Annotated in this window: 24 protein-coding genes; 12 read left to right on the top strand and 12 right to left on the bottom strand. The window is 61.4% G+C overall.

Annotated features, from left to right (window positions below; all coding sequences use genetic code 11):
* Positions 1–331 precede the first annotated feature (331 nt).
* Positions 332–2,584, top strand: a complete 2,253-nt coding sequence (gene parC, locus AC0NIH_RS24375; RefSeq protein WP_023769040.1) for a DNA topoisomerase IV subunit A — start codon at positions 332–334, stop codon at positions 2,582–2,584.
* A 245-nt stretch (positions 2,585–2,829) separates the two neighbouring features.
* Positions 2,830–4,044 (top strand): AI-2E family transporter, encoded by a 1,215-nt coding sequence (locus tag AC0NIH_RS24370; RefSeq protein WP_023769374.1) that lies wholly within the window; start codon positions 2,830–2,832, stop codon positions 4,042–4,044.
* A 35-nt stretch (positions 4,045–4,079) separates the two neighbouring features.
* Here the strand turns inward: AC0NIH_RS24370 and AC0NIH_RS24365 are convergent, their stop codons facing one another.
* The 3 genes from AC0NIH_RS24365 to AC0NIH_RS24355 form a co-directional block, all read right to left on the bottom strand.
* Positions 4,080–4,976, bottom strand: coding sequence for a DMT family transporter (locus tag AC0NIH_RS24365; RefSeq protein ID WP_473466656.1), 897 nt, complete (start codon positions 4,974–4,976; stop codon positions 4,080–4,082).
* Positions 4,977–5,104: 128 nt separating this feature from the next.
* Positions 5,105–5,869: an arginyltransferase gene (locus AC0NIH_RS24360; RefSeq protein WP_352711470.1), complete on the bottom strand. Its 765-nt coding sequence runs from the start codon at positions 5,867–5,869 to the stop codon at positions 5,105–5,107.
* Between the two features lie 138 nt (positions 5,870–6,007).
* Positions 6,008–6,478 carry an RDD family protein gene (locus tag AC0NIH_RS24355; RefSeq protein WP_023780308.1) on the bottom strand — a complete coding sequence of 157 codons (471 nt, stop codon included), beginning with the start codon at positions 6,476–6,478 and terminating at the stop codon, positions 6,008–6,010.
* Between the two features lie 210 nt (positions 6,479–6,688).
* Here AC0NIH_RS24355 and sthA point away from each other — a divergent pair, with 210 nt between their 5' ends.
* On the top strand, positions 6,689–8,077 hold the full coding sequence (gene sthA, locus AC0NIH_RS24350) for a Si-specific NAD(P)(+) transhydrogenase (protein ID WP_287268516.1): 1,389 nt from the start codon (positions 6,689–6,691) through the stop codon (positions 8,075–8,077).
* An 80-nt stretch (positions 8,078–8,157) separates the two neighbouring features.
* On the opposite strand, the gene AC0NIH_RS24345 is transcribed toward sthA, so the two are convergent.
* Positions 8,158–8,838: an alpha/beta hydrolase gene (locus tag AC0NIH_RS24345; protein WP_473466658.1), complete on the bottom strand. Its 681-nt coding sequence runs from the start codon at positions 8,836–8,838 to the stop codon at positions 8,158–8,160.
* Between the two features lie 202 nt (positions 8,839–9,040).
* On the opposite strand from AC0NIH_RS24345, the gene AC0NIH_RS24340 reads away from it, so the two are divergent.
* Entirely contained in the window at positions 9,041–10,249 is a 1,209-nt protein-coding gene (locus tag AC0NIH_RS24340) for an OpgC family protein (RefSeq protein WP_473466659.1), read from the top strand.
* A gap of 15 nt (positions 10,250–10,264) precedes the next feature.
* On the opposite strand, the gene AC0NIH_RS24335 is transcribed toward AC0NIH_RS24340, so the two are convergent.
* Positions 10,265–11,341 (bottom strand): LacI family DNA-binding transcriptional regulator, encoded by a 1,077-nt coding sequence (locus AC0NIH_RS24335; RefSeq protein ID WP_473466660.1) that lies wholly within the window; start codon positions 11,339–11,341, stop codon positions 10,265–10,267.
* 371 nt (positions 11,342–11,712) lie between these two features.
* Here AC0NIH_RS24335 and AC0NIH_RS24330 point away from each other — a divergent pair, with 371 nt between their 5' ends.
* Positions 11,713–11,862, top strand: a complete 150-nt coding sequence (locus AC0NIH_RS24330) for a hypothetical protein (protein ID WP_013896018.1) — start codon at positions 11,713–11,715, stop codon at positions 11,860–11,862.
* 12 nt (positions 11,863–11,874) lie between these two features.
* Here the strand turns inward: AC0NIH_RS24330 and AC0NIH_RS24325 are convergent, their stop codons facing one another.
* Both AC0NIH_RS24325 and AC0NIH_RS24320 read right to left on the bottom strand, forming a co-directional pair.
* Positions 11,875–12,240 carry a DUF423 domain-containing protein gene (locus AC0NIH_RS24325; protein ID WP_473466662.1) on the bottom strand — a complete coding sequence of 122 codons (366 nt, stop codon included), beginning with the start codon at positions 12,238–12,240 and terminating at the stop codon, positions 11,875–11,877.
* A 38-nt stretch (positions 12,241–12,278) separates the two neighbouring features.
* Positions 12,279–13,532: an MFS transporter gene (locus AC0NIH_RS24320; RefSeq protein ID WP_473466663.1), complete on the bottom strand. Its 1,254-nt coding sequence runs from the start codon at positions 13,530–13,532 to the stop codon at positions 12,279–12,281.
* 116 nt (positions 13,533–13,648) lie between these two features.
* On the opposite strand from AC0NIH_RS24320, the gene AC0NIH_RS24315 reads away from it, so the two are divergent.
* Positions 13,649–14,314 (top strand): GntR family transcriptional regulator, encoded by a 666-nt coding sequence (locus AC0NIH_RS24315; RefSeq protein WP_473466664.1) that lies wholly within the window; start codon positions 13,649–13,651, stop codon positions 14,312–14,314.
* Positions 14,315–14,418: 104 nt separating this feature from the next.
* Complete coding sequence (locus AC0NIH_RS24310; protein WP_013896014.1) at positions 14,419–14,679, top strand: DUF982 domain-containing protein; 261 nt, start codon at positions 14,419–14,421, stop codon at positions 14,677–14,679.
* Between the two features lie 108 nt (positions 14,680–14,787).
* Here AC0NIH_RS24310 and AC0NIH_RS24305 read toward each other — a convergent pair whose 3' ends face one another.
* Positions 14,788–14,934 carry a hypothetical protein gene (locus AC0NIH_RS24305; RefSeq protein ID WP_023780317.1) on the bottom strand — a complete coding sequence of 49 codons (147 nt, stop codon included), beginning with the start codon at positions 14,932–14,934 and terminating at the stop codon, positions 14,788–14,790.
* Between the two features lie 199 nt (positions 14,935–15,133).
* On the opposite strand from AC0NIH_RS24305, the gene AC0NIH_RS24300 reads away from it, so the two are divergent.
* Positions 15,134–16,105, top strand: coding sequence for a glycosyl transferase family 90 (locus AC0NIH_RS24300; protein WP_473466666.1), 972 nt, complete (start codon positions 15,134–15,136; stop codon positions 16,103–16,105).
* Positions 16,106–16,262: 157 nt separating this feature from the next.
* Entirely contained in the window at positions 16,263–17,234 is a 972-nt protein-coding gene (locus AC0NIH_RS24295) for a glycosyl transferase family 90 (RefSeq protein WP_473466667.1), read from the top strand.
* A gap of 13 nt (positions 17,235–17,247) precedes the next feature.
* On the opposite strand, the gene AC0NIH_RS24290 is transcribed toward AC0NIH_RS24295, so the two are convergent.
* Positions 17,248–18,291, bottom strand: a complete 1,044-nt coding sequence (locus tag AC0NIH_RS24290; RefSeq protein ID WP_473466669.1) for an aldo/keto reductase — start codon at positions 18,289–18,291, stop codon at positions 17,248–17,250.
* 314 nt (positions 18,292–18,605) lie between these two features.
* Here AC0NIH_RS24290 and ppk2 point away from each other — a divergent pair, with 314 nt between their 5' ends.
* Entirely contained in the window at positions 18,606–19,526 is a 921-nt protein-coding gene (gene ppk2 / locus AC0NIH_RS24285; RefSeq protein ID WP_224689815.1) for a polyphosphate kinase 2, read from the top strand.
* Between the two features lie 51 nt (positions 19,527–19,577).
* Here ppk2 and AC0NIH_RS24280 read toward each other — a convergent pair whose 3' ends face one another.
* Entirely contained in the window at positions 19,578–20,225 is a 648-nt protein-coding gene (locus AC0NIH_RS24280; protein ID WP_473466671.1) for a dihydrofolate reductase family protein, read from the bottom strand.
* A 258-nt stretch (positions 20,226–20,483) separates the two neighbouring features.
* Between AC0NIH_RS24280 and AC0NIH_RS24275 the strand changes: the two genes are divergently transcribed.
* On the top strand, positions 20,484–21,668 hold the full coding sequence (locus tag AC0NIH_RS24275; RefSeq protein WP_473466672.1) for a hypothetical protein: 1,185 nt from the start codon (positions 20,484–20,486) through the stop codon (positions 21,666–21,668).
* Between the two features lie 24 nt (positions 21,669–21,692).
* Positions 21,693–22,289, top strand: a complete 597-nt coding sequence (locus AC0NIH_RS24270; protein WP_473466674.1) for a dTMP kinase — start codon at positions 21,693–21,695, stop codon at positions 22,287–22,289.
* Here AC0NIH_RS24270 and AC0NIH_RS24265 read toward each other — a convergent pair.
* Both AC0NIH_RS24265 and hemB read right to left on the bottom strand, forming a co-directional pair.
* Positions 22,274–22,918 carry a hypothetical protein gene (locus AC0NIH_RS24265; protein ID WP_473466675.1) on the bottom strand — a complete coding sequence of 215 codons (645 nt, stop codon included), beginning with the start codon at positions 22,916–22,918 and terminating at the stop codon, positions 22,274–22,276. The genes AC0NIH_RS24270 and AC0NIH_RS24265 overlap by 16 nt on opposite strands.
* Positions 22,919–23,108: 190 nt before the next feature.
* Positions 23,109–24,140, bottom strand: coding sequence for a porphobilinogen synthase (gene hemB, locus AC0NIH_RS24260; protein ID WP_473466677.1), 1,032 nt, complete (start codon positions 24,138–24,140; stop codon positions 23,109–23,111).
* Between the last annotated feature and the right edge of the window lie 2 nt (positions 24,141–24,142).

Below are 24,142 nucleotides of genomic sequence, written 5' to 3'. Positions count from 1 at the left end.
GGTCCCTGAGAGTGTTCTGATTGTTTTTCAATTCTTTGCGCCATCACCATTCCGTGACGAACTGGACGGGAAAAAGGCGTATCCCCGGCACATTGGTCAAAAATCCCGGCGGAAAGCAAACCCGATCCGAACGTCATTGTCTAAAGCGGTGAATTTGGCATGAAGAGCGGGTCACGCAGCGCCGTCGCGCTTGGCAATAGATGCGGCGTGTAACAGATTGATGTTGGCCGGCAAGCCGGACCTTTCGGCTTCATGTTGCACAAAGGACGCAAGTCGATTGGCCCGGCACGCGCCACTTGCCGCGAATCACCCGCTCGGCTAGTTCCAGCCCATGGGAAAAAGGCTTTTGCCGCCTGACAATGGCGGTGGCGATCATATCGAACCGGTCGACCTGAAGAAGGCGCTGGAAGAGCGCTATCTCGCCTATGCGCTGTCGACCATCATGCATCGGGCGCTGCCCGATGTGCGCGACGGACTGAAACCGGTCCATCGCCGCATCATGCACGCCATGCGCCTGCTGCGGCTCAACCCCGACCAGGGCTTCGCCAAATGCGCCCGCATCGTCGGCGAGGTGATGGGCAAGTTCCACCCGCATGGCGACCAGTCGATCTATGACGCGCTGGTGCGGCTGGCGCAGGATTTTTCGATGCGCTACCCGCTGGTCGACGGGCAGGGCAATTTCGGCAACATCGACGGCGATAACGCCGCCGCCATGCGCTACACCGAAGCGCGCATGACCGACGTCGCGACCGAGCTGCTTGCCGGCATCACCGAGGACGCGGTCGACTACCGGCCGACCTACAATGAAGAGGACGAGGAGCCGGTCGTGCTGCCCGGCGCTTTCCCGAACCTCCTGGCCAATGGCTCGTCGGGCATTGCCGTCGGCATGGCGACGTCGATCCCGCCGCACAACGCAGCCGAACTTTGCGACGCCGCACTTCACCTGATCGAGCACCGGGACGCGCCGGTGGCGAAGCTGATGGATTTCGTCCAGGGGCCGGATTTCCCGACCGGCGGCATCATCGTCGACAGCCGTGCCTCCATTCTCGAAGCCTACGAGACCGGTCGCGGCGGCTTTCGTGTTCGCTCCAAATGGAGCCAGGAAGACCAGGGCAGGGGCACCTGGAGCATCGTCGTCACCGAAATCCCTTATGGCGTGCAGAAGGCGCGGCTGATCGAGAAGATCGCCGAGCTGCTGATGGCTCGCAAACTGCCGCTGCTCGAGGACATCAGGGACGAAAGCGCGGAAGACATCCGCGTCGTGCTGGTGCCCAAGAGCCGTTCGGTCGATCCCGGCATCCTGATGGAATCGCTGTTCAAGCTCACCGAGCTCGAAAGCCGTTTCCCGCTCAACATGAATGTGCTTTCGCGCGGCAAGGTGCCCAACGTGCTGTCGCTGAAAGGCGTGCTGCAGGAATGGCTCGACCACCGCCGCGACGTGCTCGTCCGCCGCTCGAAGCATCGCCTTGGCGAGATCGAAAGACGGCTGGAGATCCTCGCTGGCTATCTGATCGCCTATCTCAACATCGACGAGGTGATCAAGATCATCCGCGAGGAGGATGAGCCCAAGCAGGTGATGATGGCCCGCTGGTCGCTCACCGACACCCAGGCCGAAGCCATCCTCAATATGCGCCTGCGCGCCCTGCGCAAGCTGGAAGAGTTCGAGATCCGCAAGGAATTCGACGGCCTCACCACCGAGAAGAAACAGATCGAGGCGTTGCTGGCGTCCGACGCCAAGCAATGGTCGACGATCAAGTGGGAAGTCACCAGCATCCGCGACAAGTTCGGCCCGGAGACCGAACTCGGCAAGCGCCGCACCCAGTTCGCCGATGCGCCCGAGCATGACCTGACCGACATCGCCCATGCCATGATCGAGCGCGAGCCGGTCACCGTGGTGGTTTCGGAAAAGGGCTGGCTGCGGGCGATGAAGGGCCATCTGGCCGATCTATCGACGCTGACCTTCAAGGAGGGCGACGGCCTCAAGCTCGCCTTCCACGCCCAGACCACCGACAAGGTGTTGGTGTTCACCACCGGCGGCAAGTTCTACACCATCGGCGCCGACCGGTTGCCGGGCGGGCGCGGCCATGGCGAACCGATCCGCATCATCGTCGACATGGACAATGACCAGGACATCGTCACCGCCTTCGTCCACGATCCCAAGCGCAAGCTGTTGCTGGCCTCCCATGACGCCAACGGCTTCATCGTGCCGGAAGAAGAGGTCGTCGCCAACACCCGCAAGGGCAAGCAGGTGATGAACGTCAAGGCGCCGGACGAAGCCAAGCGCTGCGTCCCGCTCACCGGCGATCATCTCGCCATCGTCGGCGAGAACCGCAAGATGCTGGTGTTCGCGCTTTCAGACATCCCGGAAATGGGCCGCGGTAAAGGCGTGCGGCTGCAGAAATACAAGGATGGCGGCCTGCTCGACCTCAAGCCGTTCACGCTGGAGACCGGCCTGTCCTGGCAGGATTCGGCCGACCGCACATTTACCCGGTCGCGCGAGGAACTGGCCGAATGGATCGGCGCCCGCGCGTCGGCCGGCCGGATGGTGCCGAAGGGATTCCCGAGGACGGGGAAGTTTGGGTAGCGGCTGATCTCCCCCCTCGAGGGGGAGATGTCGCCGAAGGCGACAGAGGGGGTCGGTTCGACCGGACGCGACCTCCTGCTTTTTGACAGAAGAGGCTAGCGCCTTACGGGCGGCGACCCCCTCTGGCCTGCCGGCCATCTCCCCCTCGAGGGGGGAGATCGCTCACTCCCCCAACTCATTTGGAGTATCGTCACGATTGCTGCACTATATCCGTGCATAACGGGTGCTTGGGAGAGACGGGCGTTTTGAAGGAAGCAAAAATCCAGAAACCGGAACGGCAGCAGCGCCTGTTCGGCCTGTCGACGCCCCTGCGGTCCGCGGTCATTCCGCCGCTGTCGGCGGCGCGCTGGCTGCTGGTGCTGATCGTCGCCGCCGGCGTCTATTTCTTCCACGGCTTCCTGTTTCCGGTGCTGGCGGCCCTCGTCATCGCCTTCGCCAGCTGGCCGCTCTACCGGCGCCTGCTGGCCAGCGTCGGCGGCAACCGCACCATTGCCGCCACCTTTGCCATCCTGTTCATCCTGGCCTTCCTGGTCATACCGATCGCGCTTGCCGGCACCTACGCCATCAACGAGGTGCGCGAGTGGGTCGGCTGGGCGATCGAGACCAATCGGTACGGTGCCACCACACCGCATTGGATTGCCACGCTGCCTGTCATCGGTGAGTGGCTGAACGAGCAATGGACGGACAATTTTGGCCATCCCGGCGGCATCGGCGAGCTGATCCAGTTGATCAGCGGCGCCAATATCGGCAGCATCTATCGCGGCGTGCTCGCCGCCGGCGGCAGTGCTTTCGGGCTCTTGCTGACGCTGCTGTTCATGATGATCGCGCTGTTCTTCGCCTATCGCGACGGCGAGCACTTTGCCGGCCAGGTCGACCGGCTCGGCGAACGCATCCTGCCGACCCGCTGGGAGCGGATCTCGCGCGTCGTGCCGGCGACGATCTCCTCGACCGTGACCGGCATGACCGTTATCGCCATCGGCGAGGGGCTGGTGCTGGGCATCGCCTATTGGCTGGCCGGCGTGCCATCCCCGGTAACGCTCGGCGCGCTGACCGGCGTCATGGCGCTGATACCCGGCGGCGCACCGCTGTCCTTCACGCTGGTCTCGATCTACCTCGCCGCCAGCGGTTCGCCGATGGCCGGCCTGGCGCTGTTCCTGTGGGGGGCGGTCGAGCTGTTCATCGTCGACAAGACATTGCGCCCGAAGCTTGTCGGCGGCCCGATAAAGCTACCCTTCCTGCCGACCTTTTTCGGCCTCATCGGCGGCGTCAAGACCATGGGTTTCCTCGGCCTGTTCATCGGTCCCGTGCTGATGGCGCTGCTGGTGGCGATCTGGCGCGAATGGCTGCGCGAGGTGGAGCTGGCCGACGAAACGGCCGCCGATTCGGCGGCCGAAATCGAGGCCGGTCCGCAAATCGAGGTCCTGCCGGAATCCAATGCGGCGAAGAAAGCCAGCGCCTGATAAGGACCGGCTTTGCGCCGTAAGCCGAATTGTCGCTAGACCGGGTGATGCACCGCGAAATCGACCCGGCGCTTGCGCCCGTCATGCAGCTGCCAGAGCGAGTGTGCGACCAGCGTGACGATCAGGATGGCGCCGCCGATCAGGCTGTTGCGGGTCGGTGCCTCGGCAAAGATCATCCACACCCAGACCGGCGCCAGCACGGTTTCGAGCAGGTAGAACATCGCCACTTCCGGTCCTGAAATGTATTTCGGCCCGGCGGCGAGGCAAAAGAACGAGATCGGCATGATGATGGCGCCGTTGAAGACGATCCACCATGGCGCGTTCACATGAAAGCCTTCGCCTGACACCATGAAGGCCGCCAGCCCAAGCGGCAGAAGGACGCCGACGAGCGAGGTGAAGCCCATGTCCTTGCCGCTGGCGCGCGAGATGGTGATGGCCACCGCGATGAAGAAGGCCGAGCACAGCGCCATGAAATCGCCGAACAGCTTGCCGGTGCCGACCGAGCCGCCGACGATGACCAGCACGCCGAGGATCATGATCGCCATCGCCGCGATGGTCACCAGCCGCGGCCTTTCCCGCAGGAATATCCACGACAGCAAGCCCGCGAACACGGTGTTGAAGGCCAGGATGAACACCAGGTCGGCGGTCGAGGTGTGATAGACGGCGGTGACGAAGGTGATCCCCGTCAGCCCGTAGCATATCGCCACGATCAGGCCGGACCAGCCGGGGATGAGCGGCGGGGCGTTTCGGCTGAGTGCCCGCCAGACCGACCAAATGACCATGGCCGCGACGAAAGTCGTGCCGGTGCGCAGCAGCATGATCGTCCATGCGCCTCCGTCGGCGAGGCGGATCAACGGTATGTCGACAGTCAGCGTCAGCCCGCCGATGGCGGTTATCAAAAGACCTTTCTGGTGATCGTAATGAGAGGACATGCAGGAACTTTCGCAATGAAATGCAGGCTGGCGGCCGGCTGGTGCAATGGCGCACTCTCTCCAGCCAACCGGCTGAAAGACCAGCATCCCCTGCCTTGAAACAGTTTAAGGGTGGACCGTGGAAAAACTCAGCGTGAAACCGCTTCGTTGATGTAGCGTTCCCAGCCCTTGGGGCCGAGATGCTCCTGCGGCATGAAGCGCATCTTATAATTCATCTTGCGAGAGCCATTGACCCAGTAGCCGAGGTAAACATGGGGCAGGCCCATCGCCCTGGCGCGGGCGATGTGGTCGAGGATCATGAACGTGCCGAGCGAACGCTCCTCGAAATCGGGATTGAAGTAGGAATAGACCATCGACAGGCCGTCGGCCATCTTGTCGGTGAGCGCCACCGCGATCAGCTCGCCCTGTCCCTTGCCGGTGATGAAAGTGTCGGGCCCGCGCCGCCGATACTCGATCACCTTGGTGTCGACATGGGTGTCCTCGACCATCATGGCGTAGTCGAGCACCGTCATGTCGGACATGCCGCCACGGCGGTGGCGCGCATCGAGATAGCTGCGGAACAGCGAATATTGTTCAGTCGAGGGCTCGGCATTGTGCATGGCGCCGACGAGGTCGGAATTATGCTGCAGCACGCGCTTCATGTTGCGGCTGGCAACGAATTCCTGGGCCAGGATGCGCACGGACACACAGGCGCGGCAGGTCTCGCAGGCCGGTCTGTAGGCGATGTTCTGCGAGCGCCTGAAGCCGCCTTGCGTGAGGAGATCGTTCATCTCCGACGCCTTGTCGCCGACCAGATGCGTGAACACCTTGCGCTCGAACTGACCGTCGAGGTAAGGGCACGGCGACGGCGCGGTCAGGAAGAACTGCGGCGACTGGGTCGGGTGCTGCGTCATCGAGCCTTGGAAACACTCCTTCGAGTCGCTCTACCTTTGGCGCGGAAAGCGAAAAATTCAACAGGATTGTGAAGGTGCGGACGAACAGACGCCTTCACATTTGCGCCGATATGGCGGTAGCGCTTCCAGAAAATGCCGTCAACGGCCGGTGCGGCTGACCACGGTGCCGAGCAAAAGGTCGTGCAGCGTGCGCTTGCGGTCGGCAAACAGGGTCACCAGCAGGACGAGCGGCGACAGGATGACGTTGCCGGCCCAGAACAGCACGGAATGGACGACCGCGGTGAGCCCGTCGATCGGCCGACCGTCGAGCCGGTCGAGACGGATGCCCATCATCTTCATGCCCGTGGTTGCCTGGTCGGTGCTGCCCAGCGTGTTCCAGATGTAGAGGATGGCAACGGCCGGCACGAGGACGCCAAACAGCACCCAGCCAAGGCCGAGGGTCAAGAGCCCCAGGAAGAACACCAGTATGGCGAACGGAATGCTGAGCAGCGCGACGATGATATAGTCGAGCACGAAGGCCAGGATGCGCCTTGTGCGCACGCCTTCATAGGCCCTGACATCGTCGAGCCTGGTGTTGATGATTTCGCCGTCGAGAACGCGCGCGTTCATGTCATTTCCTTGTAACAGGGCCCGACATAGGGTGCGGGCCGCCCGACAATGAAATGGTGAAGGCCTGTGCCGGAATCAAGATCGGGCTTCATTGCGGGCGCGAGGACGGAACGGCGTCTGGCGCAAGCTGAACCGGTTGAATTTGCCGTGCGAATGGCATTAGCTTGCTGCGGCGCAACAAAGCGCCGAGGGGCAGGGGAACGGGGCACTATGGACTACGACATGCTGGTCATCGGCAGCGGCCCTTCCGGCCGCCGCGCCGCGGTGCAGTCCGCCAAGCTCGGCAAATCGGTGCTGGTGGTCGATCGGGGCCGGCGTCTTGGCGGCGTCTCGGTGCACACCGGCACCATCCCTTCGAAGACGCTGCGCGAAACGGTGCTCAACCTCTCGGGCTGGCGCGAGCGCGGCTTCTATGGACGCGGCTACCGGGTCAAGCAGGATATTTCGGTCGGCGATCTGGTCGAGCGGCTGCACAAGACGCTCGACCATGAGGTCGAGGTCCTGCAGCACCAGTTCATGCGCAACACGGTCAAGAGCGCACGTGCCGCGGTAAAATTTCTCGGTCCAAACAAGGTCAGCCTGACGACCGACAATGGCGACTACAGCGAAGTCGGTTTCGCCAACGCGCTGATCGCGGTCGGCACCAGGCCGCACCGGCCGCGCGACGTGCCCTTCGACAAGACCCGCATCTTCGACAGCGACGAGATGCTGGAACTCGACCGTCTGCCGCGCACGCTGACGGTGATCGGCGCCGGCGTCATCGGTGTCGAATACGCCACGATCTTTTCCGCGCTCGACGTGCCGGTGACGCTGGTCGAGCCGCGCAACTCCATCCTCGATTTCGTCGACCGCGAAATCGTCGACGATTTCATCCATCAGATGCGTGATCGCGGCATGACGATAAGGCTGGGCAGCGCGGTGAAGGAAATCCGCTCCAAGCCCGAAGCCGCCGAGGTGGAACTGGCCGATGGCCGCACCATTCGCTCCGAGGTCGTGCTCTACGCCGCCGGCCGCACCGGCAATGTCGGCAGCCTGGGGCTGGATGTGGTCGGCATCGATGCCGATACCCGAGGCCGCATCAAGGTCGATCCGCGGACCTTCCAGACCAGCGTGCCGAACATCTATGCCGCCGGCGACGTCATCGGCTTTCCGAGCCTCGCCTCCACCTCGATGGAGCAGGGCAGGGTCGCCGCCTGCCATGCCTTCGGCGTGGCATTGCCGCCGCCGCCGGAAACGTTCCCCTATGGCATCTACGCGGTGCCGGAAATCTCGACCGTCGGCCAGTCCGAGGAACAGGTACGCGAGAGTGGCGCCGCCTACGAGGTTGGCGTGGCGCGCTTCCGCGAGACGTCACGCGGCCACATCATGGGCGTCAACACCGGCTTCCTGAAACTGTTGTTCTCGATCGAAACGCGTCGCCTGCTCGGCGCGCACATCGTCGGCGAGGGCGCTACCGAACTCATCCACATCGGCCAGGCGGTGATCAATCTCGGCGGCACGGTCGACTTCTTCGTCAACAACACCTTCAATTACCCGACGCTTGCCGAGGCCTACAAGATCGCCGGACTTGATGCCTGGAACAGGATGGGGCGGGGGTAGGCGCTGTCTCTCGACGCGGATTCCGCAGGCCCGCACGGCCGAGCGCAGATCGACACTCTGACCGTTCGGGACAGAAGCCCTCAGCTTCGCTGTATCGCCGCCGGTCCCGCCAGCCATTGCCTGACGATCGCCGCGTCCGGATCGCCGATTTCATGGCCCGATGGAATGATTCGGGCATCGATCTCGCTGCCGTGGCGGCTAAGCAACATCACCAGCGCCGGCGCGAAGGGTCCGTAGGTCTCGTCGGCTGCTCCGGCGATGATCAGCGTTCGTGTCCCGATGAGGGTCGCCGCCGGCGCCGGGTCGAGTACAGGCATTTCGAGCACGGGCATTGGCCTCAGCAGCGCCGCTCCACGCACGATGCCTGGATGCAGCAGCATCAGGCTTGAAACCAGATTGGCGCCGTTCGAATAGCCGAGGAATGTTGCCCGCGCGAGATCAAGTCCATGGCGCTTGGCCACTTCGCCGGCGAATGCCGCGAAGGCGGCGGTTTCGGCAAGGATGCTCTGCTGTTCGAATCGCGTCGGGGTGATCCGCTCGAACCAGCGAAAACCGTCCTCCTGGGGGATCCGGCCACGCGCCGCGATCAGCACGGCGTCGGGCGCGATCTGTCTCGCCAGCGGCACCAGGGTCGTCTCGTCGACACCGGAACCATGGAGCAGGAACAGGCATTCACGGCGGCTCCCGCCGGCACCCAGAAGCCGGTAGGGAAAGGCCAGATCCATGAGCAGCGGGCCGTTTTCGACGCTGTCGCCCATCATTCCGCATCCTCTTGATTATATGAGGTTTCGCTGAATTTGCCGGCTTCAAAACGCAATATTTTCATGCTCCGCGAAAGTTGATTGAACCGGGCGCATTCCAGCCCGTTTCTGCGCCGATACACTCCCCTGGGAGGAATCGAAGCGGTGCGCCCCGGGGATCGCATTGCTGGACATGAACAACCAGCTTTGAGGCCTTTTGTCGATGACCACCCCCATTTCGCCGGGTCCCATTTCGCCGGCCCCCATCTCGCCGGAACGCGATACGCGTATCGATGTGCTGCGCGCGCTCGCCCTGCTCACCATCTTCGTCGACCATGTGCCGGGCACGGCTTTCGAGGTGCTGACCTACAAGAATTTCGGTTTCTCGGACGCCGCCGAAGCGTTCGTGCTGATTTCCGGCATCTCGGTCGCGCTCGCCTACGGCACGAAATTCCGGCCGGGCGGCCGGCTTCTCGCAACCTTGAAGATGTGGCGGCGGGCGGGTGTGCTCTACGTCACCCACATCGTGACGACCATGGCGGTGATGGCCCTGTTCTGCGCCGTGGCGGTGTTTGCCAGGCGGCCGGACCTGCTGAAGCTGATCAACATCGAGCCGCTGATGAAGAACCCGCCGGAAGTGCTGGTCGGTATCGTCACGCTCGGCCATCAGCTTGGCTACAACAACATCCTGCCTGTCTATGCCGTGCTGCTTTTGATGGCGCCGGCCTTCGTCCTGTTCGTCAGCTACAGGCCCGTCGCCGCACTTGTCGTGTCCGGTGCGCTGTGGCTCGTCGCCGGCATCTGGCAGATCGCCCCGCCCAACTATCCCGAGCCTGGCTTCTGGTTCCTGAACCCGCTGTCCTGGCAGTTCCTGTTCAACATCGGCCTGGCCGCCATGCTGCATGTCAGGCGTGGCGGTGTCATCCCTGTCAATCGCTGGCTGGTCGGCGCCGCCGCGACCTATGTGCTGACGGCGCTGGTCTGGGTGCACAGTCCGCTGTGGGGGCAGATAACCTGGTTCAAGCTGCCGGTGGTGATCGGCGGCTTCGACAAGACCTTCCTGTCGTTGCCGCGGCTGTTGCACATCCTGGCGGTCAGCTATCTTATCGTCGCCCTGCCGGCGCTCTCCAGTCTGTTCCGGACCAGCCCCGACCATCCGCTGGCGATACTGGGCAAGCGCTCGCTTCCGGTCTTCATCGCCGGCACGCTGATTGCCATGCTCGCCCAGGTGATGAGGCTGATCAATCCGGGCGGGCTCGCCTATGACAGCCTGCTGTTATCGGCCGGCATCGCCATGCAGTTCGCGCTCGCCTTCTATCTCGAATGGCTGTCGACCATCGCAGGCTCGGGCAAAGCCCGCGCGACGCAAAAGGACGTCGCGCCAGTCCGCGCGCCTTTCGGCATCTCCGCCGTGGCAAGAGCCAATCGCTGAGCTTGGCCGCACGGCTCAGCCGCGTGGCGGAGCCGACGAGGCCCGCACGATCAGTTCGACAGGCAGAAGCTGCCGGCTGACCCCGCCGTCGCTTTCCAGGATCGCCTTGACGGCAAGGCGGCCGATCTCGGCGATGGGCTGGGCGATCGTGGTCAAGGGCGGCTTGGACGTCGCTGCTTCAGGGACGCCGTCGAAGCCGACGACGGACACATCGCTGGGCACGGCCAGCCCGCGCGCGCTCAGCCATTCGAGCGCCACCAGGGCTGTTCTGTCCGACATCGCCAGGATGGCCGTGGGCGGTTCGCCGGAAGCGAAAATGGCTTCGAGCCCTGCTTTCGTGGTGGCCGCATCGTTGGCGGTCTCGTAGACGGGCACTTTGGATATGTCGACGCCAACCCGCGAAAGCTCCTGGAGATAACCGGTGAGGCGGTCGCGCGTCCCCGCATAGGTCGCGGCCCGAACCTGTTCTGGAGACACAAGACCTGTCCTGTCGTCGGCGAAAGGCAGCGCCAGGACGGCAAAGCGGCGATGTCCGAGATCGGTGAGATGGCGCGCCGCCAGGCCGGCGCCGGCGATGTTGTCGACGCCGATCGCCGCGACCGAACCGTCCTGCGAATCCAGATCGAGCGCCACGAACGGCAGTTTGCGCTCGCGTGCCAGTTCCACCAGGCGCGAGCCGCCTTCGATGCAGAAGACGATGAAGCCGTCGACCAGCGCGCTCTGGATGTTCCAGGCAAGCTGTTCGTTGTTGGCGGCCGAGACCAGGGAAATCCCGGCCCCGGTTGCGTCGCAGGCCTGCGAGATGCCCGCCATCATGACGCGCGCGAAGGGATCGTCGAAGAAGTAGGAGAGGGGCTCGGCGGTGGCCACGCCGATGGCGTTGACCTTGCCGGCCCGCAGCAGCCGGCCCTTCGGATCCGGCCCGCCATAGCCCATCGCCTCTGCAGCCGCCTTGACCCGTTCACGGACTTCCTCGCGCACGATCTCGGGGCGGCTGAAGACATTGGACGCGGTGCCATGCGAGACACCTGCGGCCTTGGCGATGTCGGCCAGCCGGACGGGTCGTCGATTGCCTGCGGTGAGTGACGCCATTTTGCGCGTGCCTCCTGACATGCATTTAGCACGTTCCGGGCTTGCATCTAGCACTTTCGTTGGATCGATTCAAATTCTGCTTGACCAGCGACAGCCGAAGGCCTATCTTTGAATCGATCCAAACCGGCAGGTTCAGGCTGCCGAAATGATCGAAGGGGAGGTGCGCCATGCATCCCGTCAACTATCTGTTTCAAGACATCTATCGCAACGACTGGAGCATTGTGTCAGCTGCCAACAGATCCAGGCGTCGAAATCATGCCGGCCCATGGATTCGGGACCTTCGCTTTCTGGTGGAACGCAAGCGGAGCTGATCGGCGCAGCCTTTTTGTGCTCACCGATTGGATCGATTCAATTCAAGAGAGAGAAAAACCATGCATCCCGTCAAGCATCTGTTCGAAGACATCTATCGCAACTATTGGGGCATCGCGCCGGCCGCCGAGCGGCCCGAGGCGCCGCGCCGGACAAGGCTAGCCTCGCGCGGTCGCGACCTTTGGGTCCGATCCGAACGTCACCGGGACTGACCGTTCGGCATCTCAGGATCTTGGGCGCACCAAGGCGGAGGCGGCAATCGCCAGCCAGCCTGCGATGAGCAGGGTGCCGCCGATCGGCGCCGACATCGGAAACAGTCTCGATCCGAGAAAGTCGCGGGCGAGCAGATCGCCCGCGAAAAGCACGAGCCCGACAAGCAGGGCCAAGCTGGCCATCCGCAGCAAGCGGTTCGCACCGGCAAGGCCGACGGCGAGAAACACCGGTGCGTGCATCAGGAGGAACGATGCGGCCGTGCCGGTAAAGGCGCCGCCACGGTGCGCGGCCGCCGCCGACAGTGCCACACCTGCCGCACCGACGAGACCGCCGGCAAGCACCAGGATGCGGTTGGCGTTGGATTCAGCGAGATTCATAATAGCGCCGCCTTCGATTGCCGACTTGGGCGAATCCCTCAGGGCTCGCCCGCCTCCAGCAGCATATGCCGTGTCCGCCGCGACTGGACAATCCAGTTGTAGACGGCACCGCCGGCCATCAGCACCGATGTGCCGAGAAACACCGCCGGCATGCCGAAGCGGCCGCCGACGAAGCCGCCGGTCAAGGGGCCGGCGACCTGCCCGACATATTGCGCCGAAATCGCCAGGCCAAGCACGTTGCCGCCGACACCGTCGGGGACGTTGTGGCGAATGACGCTGGTGATGCAGGGCAGCAGGCCGCCGAGCGCCAGGCCCATCAGGAAGCGTAGTCCTATCAACTGCCAGCTGTCGGTGACGAAAGCCTGCGGAATGAGCAGCAGGGCCGAGACGGCGAGCGCACCCACGACGACGTTCCAGTGACCGACGCGGTCGGCGAGCTTGCCGAGCCAGGAGGCCGACAGGATGGTGCCGAGCGCCGCCGCCGACATCACCACGCCGGCGACCAGCGTCACCCGGCTCTGGTCCTCGATGAGCTGCTGCACATAGACGGTGATGATCGGCTCGATCGACATGGTGGCGAACGCAAGCAGCATACCGGTTGTCAGCATCGCCACGACCGGACGTTTGTCCGGGATCTGCGACCAGCCGCTCTTCGCCTTTGCCGACGAAGCGGCTTTGGCTGGCTTCGGGCGGGGCATCTCCTTGATCAGGAAGGTGGTGGCCAGGAAGGCGAGGAAGATGACGCCGCCGGACAACAGGAAGGTGGCGCGGATGCCGATGACCGGCGGTAAGGCGCCGCCGAGCAGGGGGCCGACCAGCGAGCCCGCCGTGATCCCCGCCGACAGCACGCCGAGCGCCCAGCCAGAGCGGTCCTTGGGCGTCTGCATGGCCACCAATATGGTCGAACCCGAGGAATAGCCGCCGGCAAAACCGATCAGCAGGCGCAGCAACACCAACTGCCAGACCGTTTCGACCATGCCTGTCAGCGACATGCAGATCGCCATGCCGAAACTGGCGCGAACCAGCATCACCTTGCGGCCGTAGCGGTCGCCCAGGCGTCCCCACAGCGGCGCAACCATGGCAGCGGCGAAGAAGGTGGCGCCATAGGCGATGCCGGACCACTGCACGATGGCCGCATGTCCCTGCGCGCCGAGCTGTTCGACATAGAGCGGCAGGAAAGGCAGCAGCAGGGTCATGGCGATGAGCGTACTGAACGAGCCCGCGAAGCAGACGGCGAGATTGCGCCGCCAGTGGATGTTGTAGCCGCTTTGTCGGGTGTCTTCCTGCGTCATGTCCTGCCTGCTCGATACCAGCGCTTGTTGCGGATACCGTTTTGGGATACCAAGTCGGTATCCGTCATGAACTTCAACCCCGCTGCTGTCAATGCGGCTTCGGAAAGGCGAGCGCGATGTCGCAGATGCAGAATGTCGAACGGCGGTTGCGCGAGATGATCCTTGGGCTCGAGGTCGGACCGGGGGAGCGGCTGACGGAGCGTTGGATCGAAGGTCGCTTCGGCGCCTCGCGCACGCCGGTCAGGGCAGCGCTTCTGCGGCTGGAGACCGAGGGGCTGGTCGGCCGGGACGGGCGCGGCTGGACGGTGTCGCCCATCAACCTTGCCGAGCTCGAGCAGATCGCGGTCTATCGCGAAGCGGTCGAGGTCGCGGCTCTGCGGCTGACATGCACGCACGTCGACGGGAATGCCATCGATGTCATCGAGGCGATGCTCGATTCCTGCGACGAAAGCACGCCGCGCGAGGAGTGGCATCGCGTTGGCATGGACTTTCACATCGAGCTGGCGCGCCTGTCGGGCAATGAATTCCTGTTCCGCGCCGTTCGCGATGCCATGACGCGGCTGTCGCGCGCCCGCTGGCTGGAGGTTCGCGACGAAGCCGCCCTTGGCCGCGCCTGGGCCGAGCATCGCGCCATCCTGGCGGCAGCACGCCTTGGCAATGCCGATGAAGCGGCCCGCCGGCTTTCAGCCCACATCGTTGGCAGCCGTGACCGGCTGGTGACGTCGCTCGCCAACGATAGACGTGGGCTTCGCGCCAGGGGTTTTGCCGTGGTCGCTGCTTAGCGCGGCCTGCACAAGGCGGGGGCAATCGCTGCGAAACGGCGGCGTCCCGACACAAAGCGCACTTTCGGCCTCGCTTCATGGATACCGATGGCGTAAGAGCGGCGATGGAAAACAACCGATTTGAAACACCCGTGACCGTCAAGTCCGTCACGGCGGGAAGCACTCAGCTCTTGCGTTCGGCCCGGGAGGCTTCCGATTACCTCCTCAACAGCTGGCCCGGCAAGCGCAGCCCCAAGCACCGTGCGGCGCTGCAGGCCTGTCATGACGCGCTGGCCGGCGACAAGCCGGCCATGAATGCCAGGCGTGCCTTCATCGCGGCGGCGCGTGAGGTCGACGTTTTCGTCAGCGACAAGGCGCCCGCTTGACGCAATCCAATCGGATTGAGACGGGCCAATCGGGATTGAGACCGGCCAGTCGAGATTGAGACGAGCCATTGGATTGCGACGAGGCCCGCATTCGCGGGCCTCTTGCCGTCATTCCTCTGTTTCGGTGTCGGTCTCGGTCTCCGGCTTGGACCGTTCCCGCGCGGCGACCTTGGCGGCCTGCTTTTCGGCCTTCTTGGCTGCTTTCTGCCGGTCGCGTTCCTTGCGTTCCTGATCGTAGTTTGGTGCTCGCGCCATATCGGCTCCTTTTTGACCTGCCTTGCGGCTCAAACCTTGCCTAGGAGCATTAGCCGCCAAACACAACAGCCGAGGCAAAAGTACCGCGGCGTTCGCTTCCGCGGTTGGGAGGGCTTGCCAGATGCGCAGCACAATGGTGTAGGAAGCGTCGGGGCGCCAACGAATTGAGAGCTGCCTGTTTGTTTTGATCAAGTGAACCATGGCCACAATTGCGCGGACGGCGGCGAGGGTGTTCTATTATGCGCGAAACGTCGCGCGCGACATCATTCCCCAAGCCGTGTTTCGACGCAGGCTGGCCGCCCGTCTCGAAACGGCCAGGCTTTCCGGCGAGCCGGCGCGCCGGCGGCTGAATTACTACAACAAGCTGCAGGATGGTTTCACGCCAAGCGCAAAGGCCGTGCGCATCAGCGAGCTGCCCTTCACTCCGACCATGTATTATTACGACCTGAAGGAGTTTGCCCGCTACTTCGATCCCGGCTTGCTGATCGACGTCGAGTTCGGAGACGTCATGAAGGTGCCGAAGGTGCCTTCGATCGTCAAGGATCGGCCGATCCGTGACGACGACAGCAACGCGGTCATCATGAAGCTCGACAAGTTTCGCCATTTCCAGATGCCGGCCGATACGATCCCGTTCGCCGACAAGCTGCCGGCCGTGGTCTGGCGTGGCGATCTCAACAATCCGATCAGGACACGGTTTCTGGAAGCAGCGCGCGACCTGCCGTTCTGCGACGCCGGCTCGCACAAGCCCAACGCGCCGGCAGAGTATGCCAAGCCCTTTCTCACCATCGCCCAGCACCAGCGCTATCGCTACATCGTTTCGCTCGAAGGCAACGACGTGGCGACTAATCTCAAATGGATATTGAACTCGAAGTCACTCTGCTTGATGCCGCCTCCGACATACGAGACATGGTTCGCGGAGCGGCAGCTCGAAGCCAACGTCCACTATGTGCCGCTCGCAGCGGACTTCTCCGACCTTGCTGAACATGTGGCCTTTTTCGAGCGGCACCCGGCGAAGGCCGAACGTATCGTCGCGGCCGCGAACGCCTATTGCCGGATATTCGACAATGAGCAGACCGAACAGGCGATCTCCCTGCTGGTGCTCTACAAATATTTCGTGCTCAGCGGCCAGATCAAGCCGGATGCCGATGTCTGGCGCTACATAACGGGATAGTTGCCGGCGACATAGCCGACCCCTGTGGCCAAGCGCGCCGTTACCATTTGGAGGCGCCGCCCATTTTGCGAAATCTCTGACACGACCAAGCTGGAGGGCGGCGAGGAACTATTCCGGCTGTCGTGCGTTTGCTGGCGCTTGTTTTGATCAGAGAACGATGGCCACCATACAGCGAACGACCCAAAAGGTTTTCTACTATGCGCGGAATGTCATACGCGATGTCGCACCACAGGCAATCTTCCGACGACGGCTGGCAGGTCGCCTCGAGCAGGCCAGGCTCTCCGATGAGGCCGTCCGCCAACGATTGAACGACTACAACAAACTGCACGACACGTTCTCGCCCAGCCCCGATGCCGTCCGTATCGACAGCCTGCCGTCGACACGCAGCATGTATTACTACGACCTGAAGGAATTTGCCCGTTACTTCGATGCCGGACTGCGCCTCGACCTGGAGTTTGGCGACGTCATCGAGGTGCCCAAGGTGCCGTCATTCGTCAAGGATCGCCCGATCCGGGCCGACAACGACAATGCGGTGCTCATGAAGTTCAACAAGTTCCGCCACTTCTACATGCCTGTCGACACGGTTGCCTTCGCCGACAAATTGCCGGCCGTGGTCTGGCGTGGCGATCTCAACAATCCGCTCAGGACAAGGTTTCTGGATGCCGTGCGCGACTTGCCGTTCTGCGATGCGGGCTCGCACAAGCCGAACGCGCCGGCAAAGTACAGCAAGCCCTTTCTCAGCATCGCCCAGCACCTGCGCTATCGCTATATCGTCTCGCTGGAGGGCAACGACGTGGCGACCAATCTGAAGTGGATCATGAATTCGAACTCGCTCTGCCTGATGCCGCCGCCGACCTACGAGACGTGGTTTAGGGAGAGCCAGCTCGAGGCCAATGTCCACTATGTGCCGCTCGATCCGGATTTCGCCGATCTGGCCGAAAAAGTAAGCTATTTCGAACGGCACCCGGCCGCGGCGGAGCGCATCGTCCTCGCGGCCAATGCGCATTGCCGCAAGTTCTCCAACCAGCGAGACGAGCAGGCGATCTCCCTGCTCGTGCTCTACAAATATTTCGTGCTCAGCGGCCAGCTCGAACCCTATCCCGAACTCTGGCGGTTCATCGGGGGCTAGAACCTGATGTCCGTCAGATGGCGCTGCGGTCGAGAACCGTGTCGGCGGGGCCGAAGCGATCCTTTGCCGTCAGTTGCTGGTGCCAGTAGGGGTAGAGCAAAGGCGGCCGGCTGACCGCGTCGAGGCGCTGGCGTTCGTCGGCACTGAGTTCCAGGGCTGCGGCTGCGAGATTATCCTTGAGCTGCGCATCGTTGCGGGCGCCGATCACCAGGGAGGAGACGGCGGGGCGGCCGAGCAGCCAGGCAAGGGCCACCTGCGCCGCGGAAACACCCCGGGCCTTGCCGATTTCGACCAGCACGTCGACGATCCGCCAGAGCCGGTCCTCGTCCCGGATCGGCGGCTCGGACCAGCCGGCGAGCTGCCGGGCAGTGGGGCTGTCGCGGCGGTATTTGCCGGACAGCAAGCCGCCGGCGAGCGGGCTCCACACCAGCACGCCGAGCCCCTGGTCGACCGAAATCGGCAGCAATTCATACTCTGCCTCGCGCGCCTCCAGCGTGTAGTGGATTTGCTGGGTGACAAAACGCGGCTGGTGGTGGCTGTCGCTGACGGCAAGCCCCTTCATCACCTGCCAGCCAGAGTAGTTGGAGCAGCCTATATAGCGGATCTTGCCCTGGCCGACCAACGTGTCGAGCGCGGCGATGGTTTCCTCGAGTGGCGTCAGGCCGTCCCATTCGTGCAGGAAATAGATATCGATGACATCGGTCTTGAGCCGCTTCAAGCTCCTCTCGCACTCGCGGATCAGGTGATAGCGCGACAGGCCTTCGTCGTTGGGTCCTTTGCCGATCCGCATCCTCGCCTTGGAGGCGATCAGCACGTCGTTCTTGCGCTTGCCGCCGAGTGCTTCGCCAATGATCTCTTCCGAGATGCCGTTCGAATAGACATTGGCGGTGTCGAGAAGATTGATGCCGGCATCGATGCACATGTCGATCATCCGTTTGGCTTCGGCGAGATCGCTGTTGCCGACCGCGGCGAACGGGCCGGCGCCGCCGAAGGTCATGGTGCCCATGGTCAGTGTCGAAACCTTCAGGCCGGAACGGCCGAGAGTGCGGTATTCCATGTCAGTCCTCGCGATTGTGTTGAATTCGCCGTGTTGAACTGGGGCCGTGTTGAACCGGGGCCGTGTTGAATTGGGGCGGCGCGAAAGGGCAGCCCGGAATGCGACCGGAGATTTGTAGGACAATTCGGTCCGCTTGTCGCCATGCCAGGACGACGATCGATCATATCTCGCGGGATTTGCAGCGCCGGCGATCGCGCTCGGGCTGCAATAAAACCGTCACTGCCGGCCTATATTGAATTCGGCTAAGGTGTTCCGTTCTAGGCCGCGGGCCAGCAGGGACGTGAACCGACAGGCTTGCAAGCGGAGCAACTGATATGACCGAGGTGAGACAGAATTCCCCTGCAAAAGACTGGCTCGAAGCCGAGCTCGCCGACACGCTCGACGAAGACTATGAGCTCGAAATGTCGGAACCGGCGCTGTCGATGGAGATCGCCAAGATCTACAAGAACTCGCATCCGCCATCGATCGACCGCATGCAGTATTTCCGTGACCTGATCACCTTGCAGTCGGAGCTGATCAAGCTGCAGTCGTGGGTCGCCTATCACAGGAAGAAGCTGGTGGTGATTTTCGAGGGCCGCGACTCCGCCGGCAAGGGCGGCGTCATCAAGCGCATCACCCAGCGGCTCAATCCGCGCATCTGCCGCGTCGTGGCACTGCCGGCGCCGACCGAACGCGAGAAATCGCAGTGGTATTTCCAGCGCTACGTCCCGCATTTGCCGGCCGGTGGCGAGATCGTGCTGTTCGACCGCTCCTGGTACAACCGTTCCGGCGTCGAACGGGTGATGGGTTTTGCCGGACCGGAGCAGGTCGAAGAGTTCTTCCACGACGTGCCGGAGTTCGAGCGCATGCTGGTGCGCTCGGGCATCACGGTGGTCAAATACTGGTTCTCGATCACCGACGAGGAGCAGCAGATGCGCTTCCTGATGCGCATCCACGATCCGATGAAGCAGTGGAAGCTGTCACCGATGGACCTCCAGTCGCGCGTGCGCTGGGAACAGTACACCAAGGCCAAGGAAGAAACCTTCGCCCGCACCAACATTCCCGAAGCGCCCTGGTTCATCGTCGAAGGCAACGACAAGAAGCGCGCGCGGCTGAACTGCATCGATCATCTGCTGAAGCAACTGCCGTATGAAGAGGTACCGCACGAGGAGATCACGCTGCCGGAGCGCGTCTTCAATCCCGAATACGAGCGCCAGGTTCTGCCGCGCGAACTTTACGTGCCGGAGAAGTATTGAGGCGGATGAAGCTGCGATCTCCCCCACGAGGGGGGAGATTACGCTCCCCACCTACGCTCGATCAATGATCACATGCGTGGCAAGCGCTGTCGCCACCTGCTCCGTGCACCGATAGCCAAGCTTCACCATATCCAGGCCCGCGAAGAGGTTCTCGCCTGTTCCCAGCAGCACCGGTGAGATCGCCAGGTGCATGGTGTCGATAAGCTTCTCCTGCAGGTATTGCCGGATGGTCGAGACACCACCGCCGACCCGCACATCCTTGCCGCCAGCCGCCGACCTTGCCTGCTCGAGCGCCGAATGGATGCCGTCGGTGACGAAGTGGAAAGTGGTGCCGCCCTCCATCGTGATCGGCGCTCGCTTAAAGTGTGTCAGCACGAAAACCGGCACATGGTAGGGTGGGTTGTCGCCCCACCAGCCCTTCCAGGTCTCGTCGGGCCACTCACCGCGGATCGGCCCGAACATGTTTCGCCCGAGGATCCACGCGCCGACATTCTCGAAGCTGCGTGCCGCAAACGCCTCGTCGGCGTCAGTGGTGCCGCCGTCTTGCCCGAGCACCATCTTGCGGAAGGTGCGGGTGTCGACAAACCACTTGTGCAGGGATTCCCCACCAATGCCGAGCGGATTTTGCAGATCCTGGTCGGGACCGGCGCCATAGCCGTCGAGCGATAGGGTGAAAGCGTTGACACGCAGCTCGGACATGAAAACCTCCTCGATAACCAGTTGTATTTCACAAGTGGTTGCCCTGTAGCATACCGATTGCGAATTGCAAGCGGTATTTTGTCCGTGACAAGGGCGGTCCCGTGGGGAGAAAAAATCTCCGACACTACCCTAACGGGAAGTATTGAGCAGTATCCTCTTGCCTAAGATAGTGCACTCATCAACCTCGATAACGGCATTTCTGTTGCACTCATGATAATATTAGGTGAATAATTCCTGGGGCAATCGAAGGAGGGTGAAATGCCAGGAGATTCAAAAGAGTACCTCGAGCCATCGCAGATACAGGCTATCGTTTCATTGGCCGACAAGGCCTTGGGTCTGGATGAGCGGCGTGGCGCTGGGCCTACTGTCCTTAGGCAATTTGTAGAATTTTCGGCAAAAAAAGCGGCCAAATATAATTTGGTGGTAATTGGGGTAAATGTGTCCACTGCTATTTTCCCCTTTGTAATTGGTGTAACTCTTGCAATGATTTCAGATTTAGAACTTAGATTGCTATTATTGGTAGTATTCCTGATTCCTATGGCCCTGCTTGTTATAAGCAATATATATATGCCAAAGGATCTTTTGTCATACAAGCTATTTGCCGAATTAATAAAAGCCAGAATGGTGATATCTCGCCTCGCGTCTCAAGTTGCCTTGCAGCATTTTGTACAAAAGATATCGACCGCTGATGACAAAGGGCTGATCGGCGATTTCACCACATTGCTTGACGCGGCAGCGCAGAAGGTAATTTCTGAAAATGTAGATAGTATAAATACCCTTCTGAATGGGCCTAGAAATACAGATTGGCAAAAAAGCTTCATACAGTTCAAACCAAATGGATTATCTAGAGAGCTTCACGTGAAACTAGGAAATATATCCAGGTCTATATCTTCTGTGTGTTCTGGTTTGTTCGGAGATGTTGGATTTATAGTTAAGATATATCTTGTAACTGAGCACAACGTACAGGGCCTATCGTCGGTCAATAAAAGTGTTGAGATTCTTACTGCTGTGGCAAGATACCCGCAGCGTTCTGGCAGCGACACTTTCTATCACGGAAAAAGCTGGATCAAGTGTCAGGGAGCGAGGGGCGATGTATGGAGTTGCCGTGAGAATGCGCGGGTTATCGTATTCAGAAGTGTAAAGAGCAGCATCCAAAATCGGGTCTATCCAGCAATTGCGTATATACCTCTACCAGATGGTCTGGGTGTCGTTTCTATTGAAGCTACGGATCCCCACGCATTCGATCTTGGGTCGCTTGACCTCACGACTGGCGACAACAGCGTGGCAGAGGTCTCAGATGAGCGAGTCCCCATTACGCAGCACAGCGTTACCGAGGATATCAGCAAAACAATAGCGATTGCGTCAAAAGAAATGGTCGTGCATGCGATCCGATCTGAGCTACAATTGATGTCGATGTCACGCGGTGTCGGCGCTGACGCTTAGCCGTTGCCACGTGGAGGTGCCATCGTGATCGTTGTGGCTATTGAAGGGCTTGATGGGGCTGGAAAAACCAGTTTATGTCGATACATGCGTGAAGCGTCCTGGGGCGGGCTGCGCGTGGAAGTCGCGGCAACTCCCGATGAAAGTGTCAGGGATGTTTGTTATAGTTTACGCGGGCGAAATCCGGAAGCGGCTATTTTGGCATTTGTTCTCGGCAGCAAGCTAAGCGTCTCTAGACAATCAACAAGCACTGATGTCTTGGTGCTTGATCGATACATTCTCTCTACGCTGGTGCATCAACACAAAGTTGCTGAAATGTGGAGAGATGAGCTGAATTACTTCTTGGATGCCGCCGGCTTTCAAGGTCCCGATCTGTCGATTTTTCTTGAGTGCGATGTAGAGGTGGCGGCAGAACGCATTTCCCGTCGTAGTCAAGACAGGCCGCTTGTTGTTTCGCTTGAGGTGCAAGCCGAAACTTACGCTAGTGTTATTGCGGATCGGCGCTGGGCACAATATATTGGAAAGATCGTAAGTTATAATAACACAAAAAATGGCGCCCTAGAAAAAATCGCATCGGCCGTGCAGGATTTAATTGTGAAAACAGCCCGTCATCCTACAGTGTAGCCAAGAACTTTCTCTACGAGCGGCAACATGAATCCGTGCGAAGTAGATTCTTCTATCTTTGCTGTCGAGCGGATTGAGAATACATCAACAGTTCTACTTGGGTCTCGGCCCTGAGTCAGAACCAGCGATATCGAGCCTGTGGCTGAAATTGATTCAATTGTATGGAGCTTGTTTCGATCAAACCAATAGCATGAGCCCTCAGGTATTTCTGTAGTTTCAACTTCCTTAACAAAAACTTGGCCGGTTGACTCGATGCGCCCTTTTCTTCCAGAAAAATAACGAAAGGCATCGACTGGCTGAGTGCCATTGTGGCTGCGCTTAAAAATGCGCTGCAACAGTCGTCCTGTTAGAAGCACGGACGTGAAGTCCCAAGCGTGACCATGTATGTTAGAGTCCTCTCCTGAAACATCGGGCAACCAGACATGGAGTCTGAGGCTCTCGGCTCGCCCCGGTTCATCCCAAAGGGTGGACTTAAAGAAACCGTTTGGATGCTTTGTTGCAGAGGCCCGGGACGCAAGAGAACGCACCAACGAAATAATGTCAGAGAGTGTCTCGGAAGGGATTCCTGAAGGAATATTCTGCGCGGGAAGCTTCCTTACAATATCAGCGAGTTGGGCATCGATAGTCATTATATCCAGACCGCCTCTTGCCTCCTCTTGATCAGGGGAGGCCATCTAGGAAGTATTTCGTGGCCTCGACAGAACCCACACGCTATTCCGAAGTCGAATGATAAGACGAAGTTGTTGATTCTCGCAATATGCCGGGGCGGTAGTCCACCGGCAGAACGAGTTGACGCCAAATTCTCACATCGTTTATCCGCTATCCCTTCAGCATCGTCGCCACTTCAGGTGCGAAATAGGTCAGGATGCCGTCGCAGCCGGCGCGCTTGAAGGCAAGCAAGCTCTCCAGCATCGCTTTCTCGCCGTCGATCCAGCCATTGGCGCCCGCCGCCTTGATCATCGAATATTCGCCCGACACCTGGTAGGCGAAGGTCGGCATCTGGAATTCGTCCTTCAGCCTGCGGATGATGTCGAGATAGGGCAGGCCGGGCTTGACCATCAGCATGTCGGCGCCCTCGGCGATGTCCTGTTCGGCCTCGCGCACGGCTTCGTCCGAGTTGGCATGGTCGATATAGTAGGTCTTCTTGTCGCCCTTGAGCAGCCCGGCGGTGCCGACCGCCTCGCGATAGGGGCCGTAGAAGGCCGAGGCGAATTTGGTCGCGTAGGACATGATCGCCACGTCCTGAAAGCCGTTGGCGTCGAGCGCGTCGCGGATGGCGCCGATACGGCCGTCCATCATGTCGGACGGCGCGATGATGTCGGCGCCGGCCGCCGCCTGGATGACGGCCGCCGCCGCGACCTGTTCGACCGTCTCGTCGTTGATGATGATGCCGTCGCGCAGGATGCCGTCATGGCCGTGGCTGGTGAACGGGTCGAGCGCGGCGTCGGTGATGATGCCGATCTCGGGCACCGCGTCCTTTATGGCGCGGGTCGCGCGGTTGATGACATTGTCGGGGTCTAGGATGTGCGAGCCGGTCTGGTCGCGTAAGGCCAGATCGACATTGGGGAAGGTGGCGAGCGCGGGAATGCCGAGCTTGGCGGCGCGTTCCGCCTCCCTGACAGCCAGATCGACCGACAGGCGGAAGACGCCCGGCATGGCCGCAATCGGCTCGCGCACATTTTTCCCCTCGACGACGAAGATCGGCCAGATCAAATCATCGACGGTGAGCCGGTTCTCCTGCACGAGCCGGCGTGACCAGTCGGCCTTGCGCATGCGGCGCAGGCGGCGGCTGCCGGTGACGTCGTCGACGCTGCGAGCGCCGGCTGGCTTTGTCGGGGTGAATCTGTTCATTG

The organism is Mesorhizobium sp. WSM1386, from assembly GCF_055901595.1.
The sequence above is the reverse complement of the archived record's forward strand: the minus strand, read 5'-3'. Positions and strand labels throughout refer to the sequence as shown.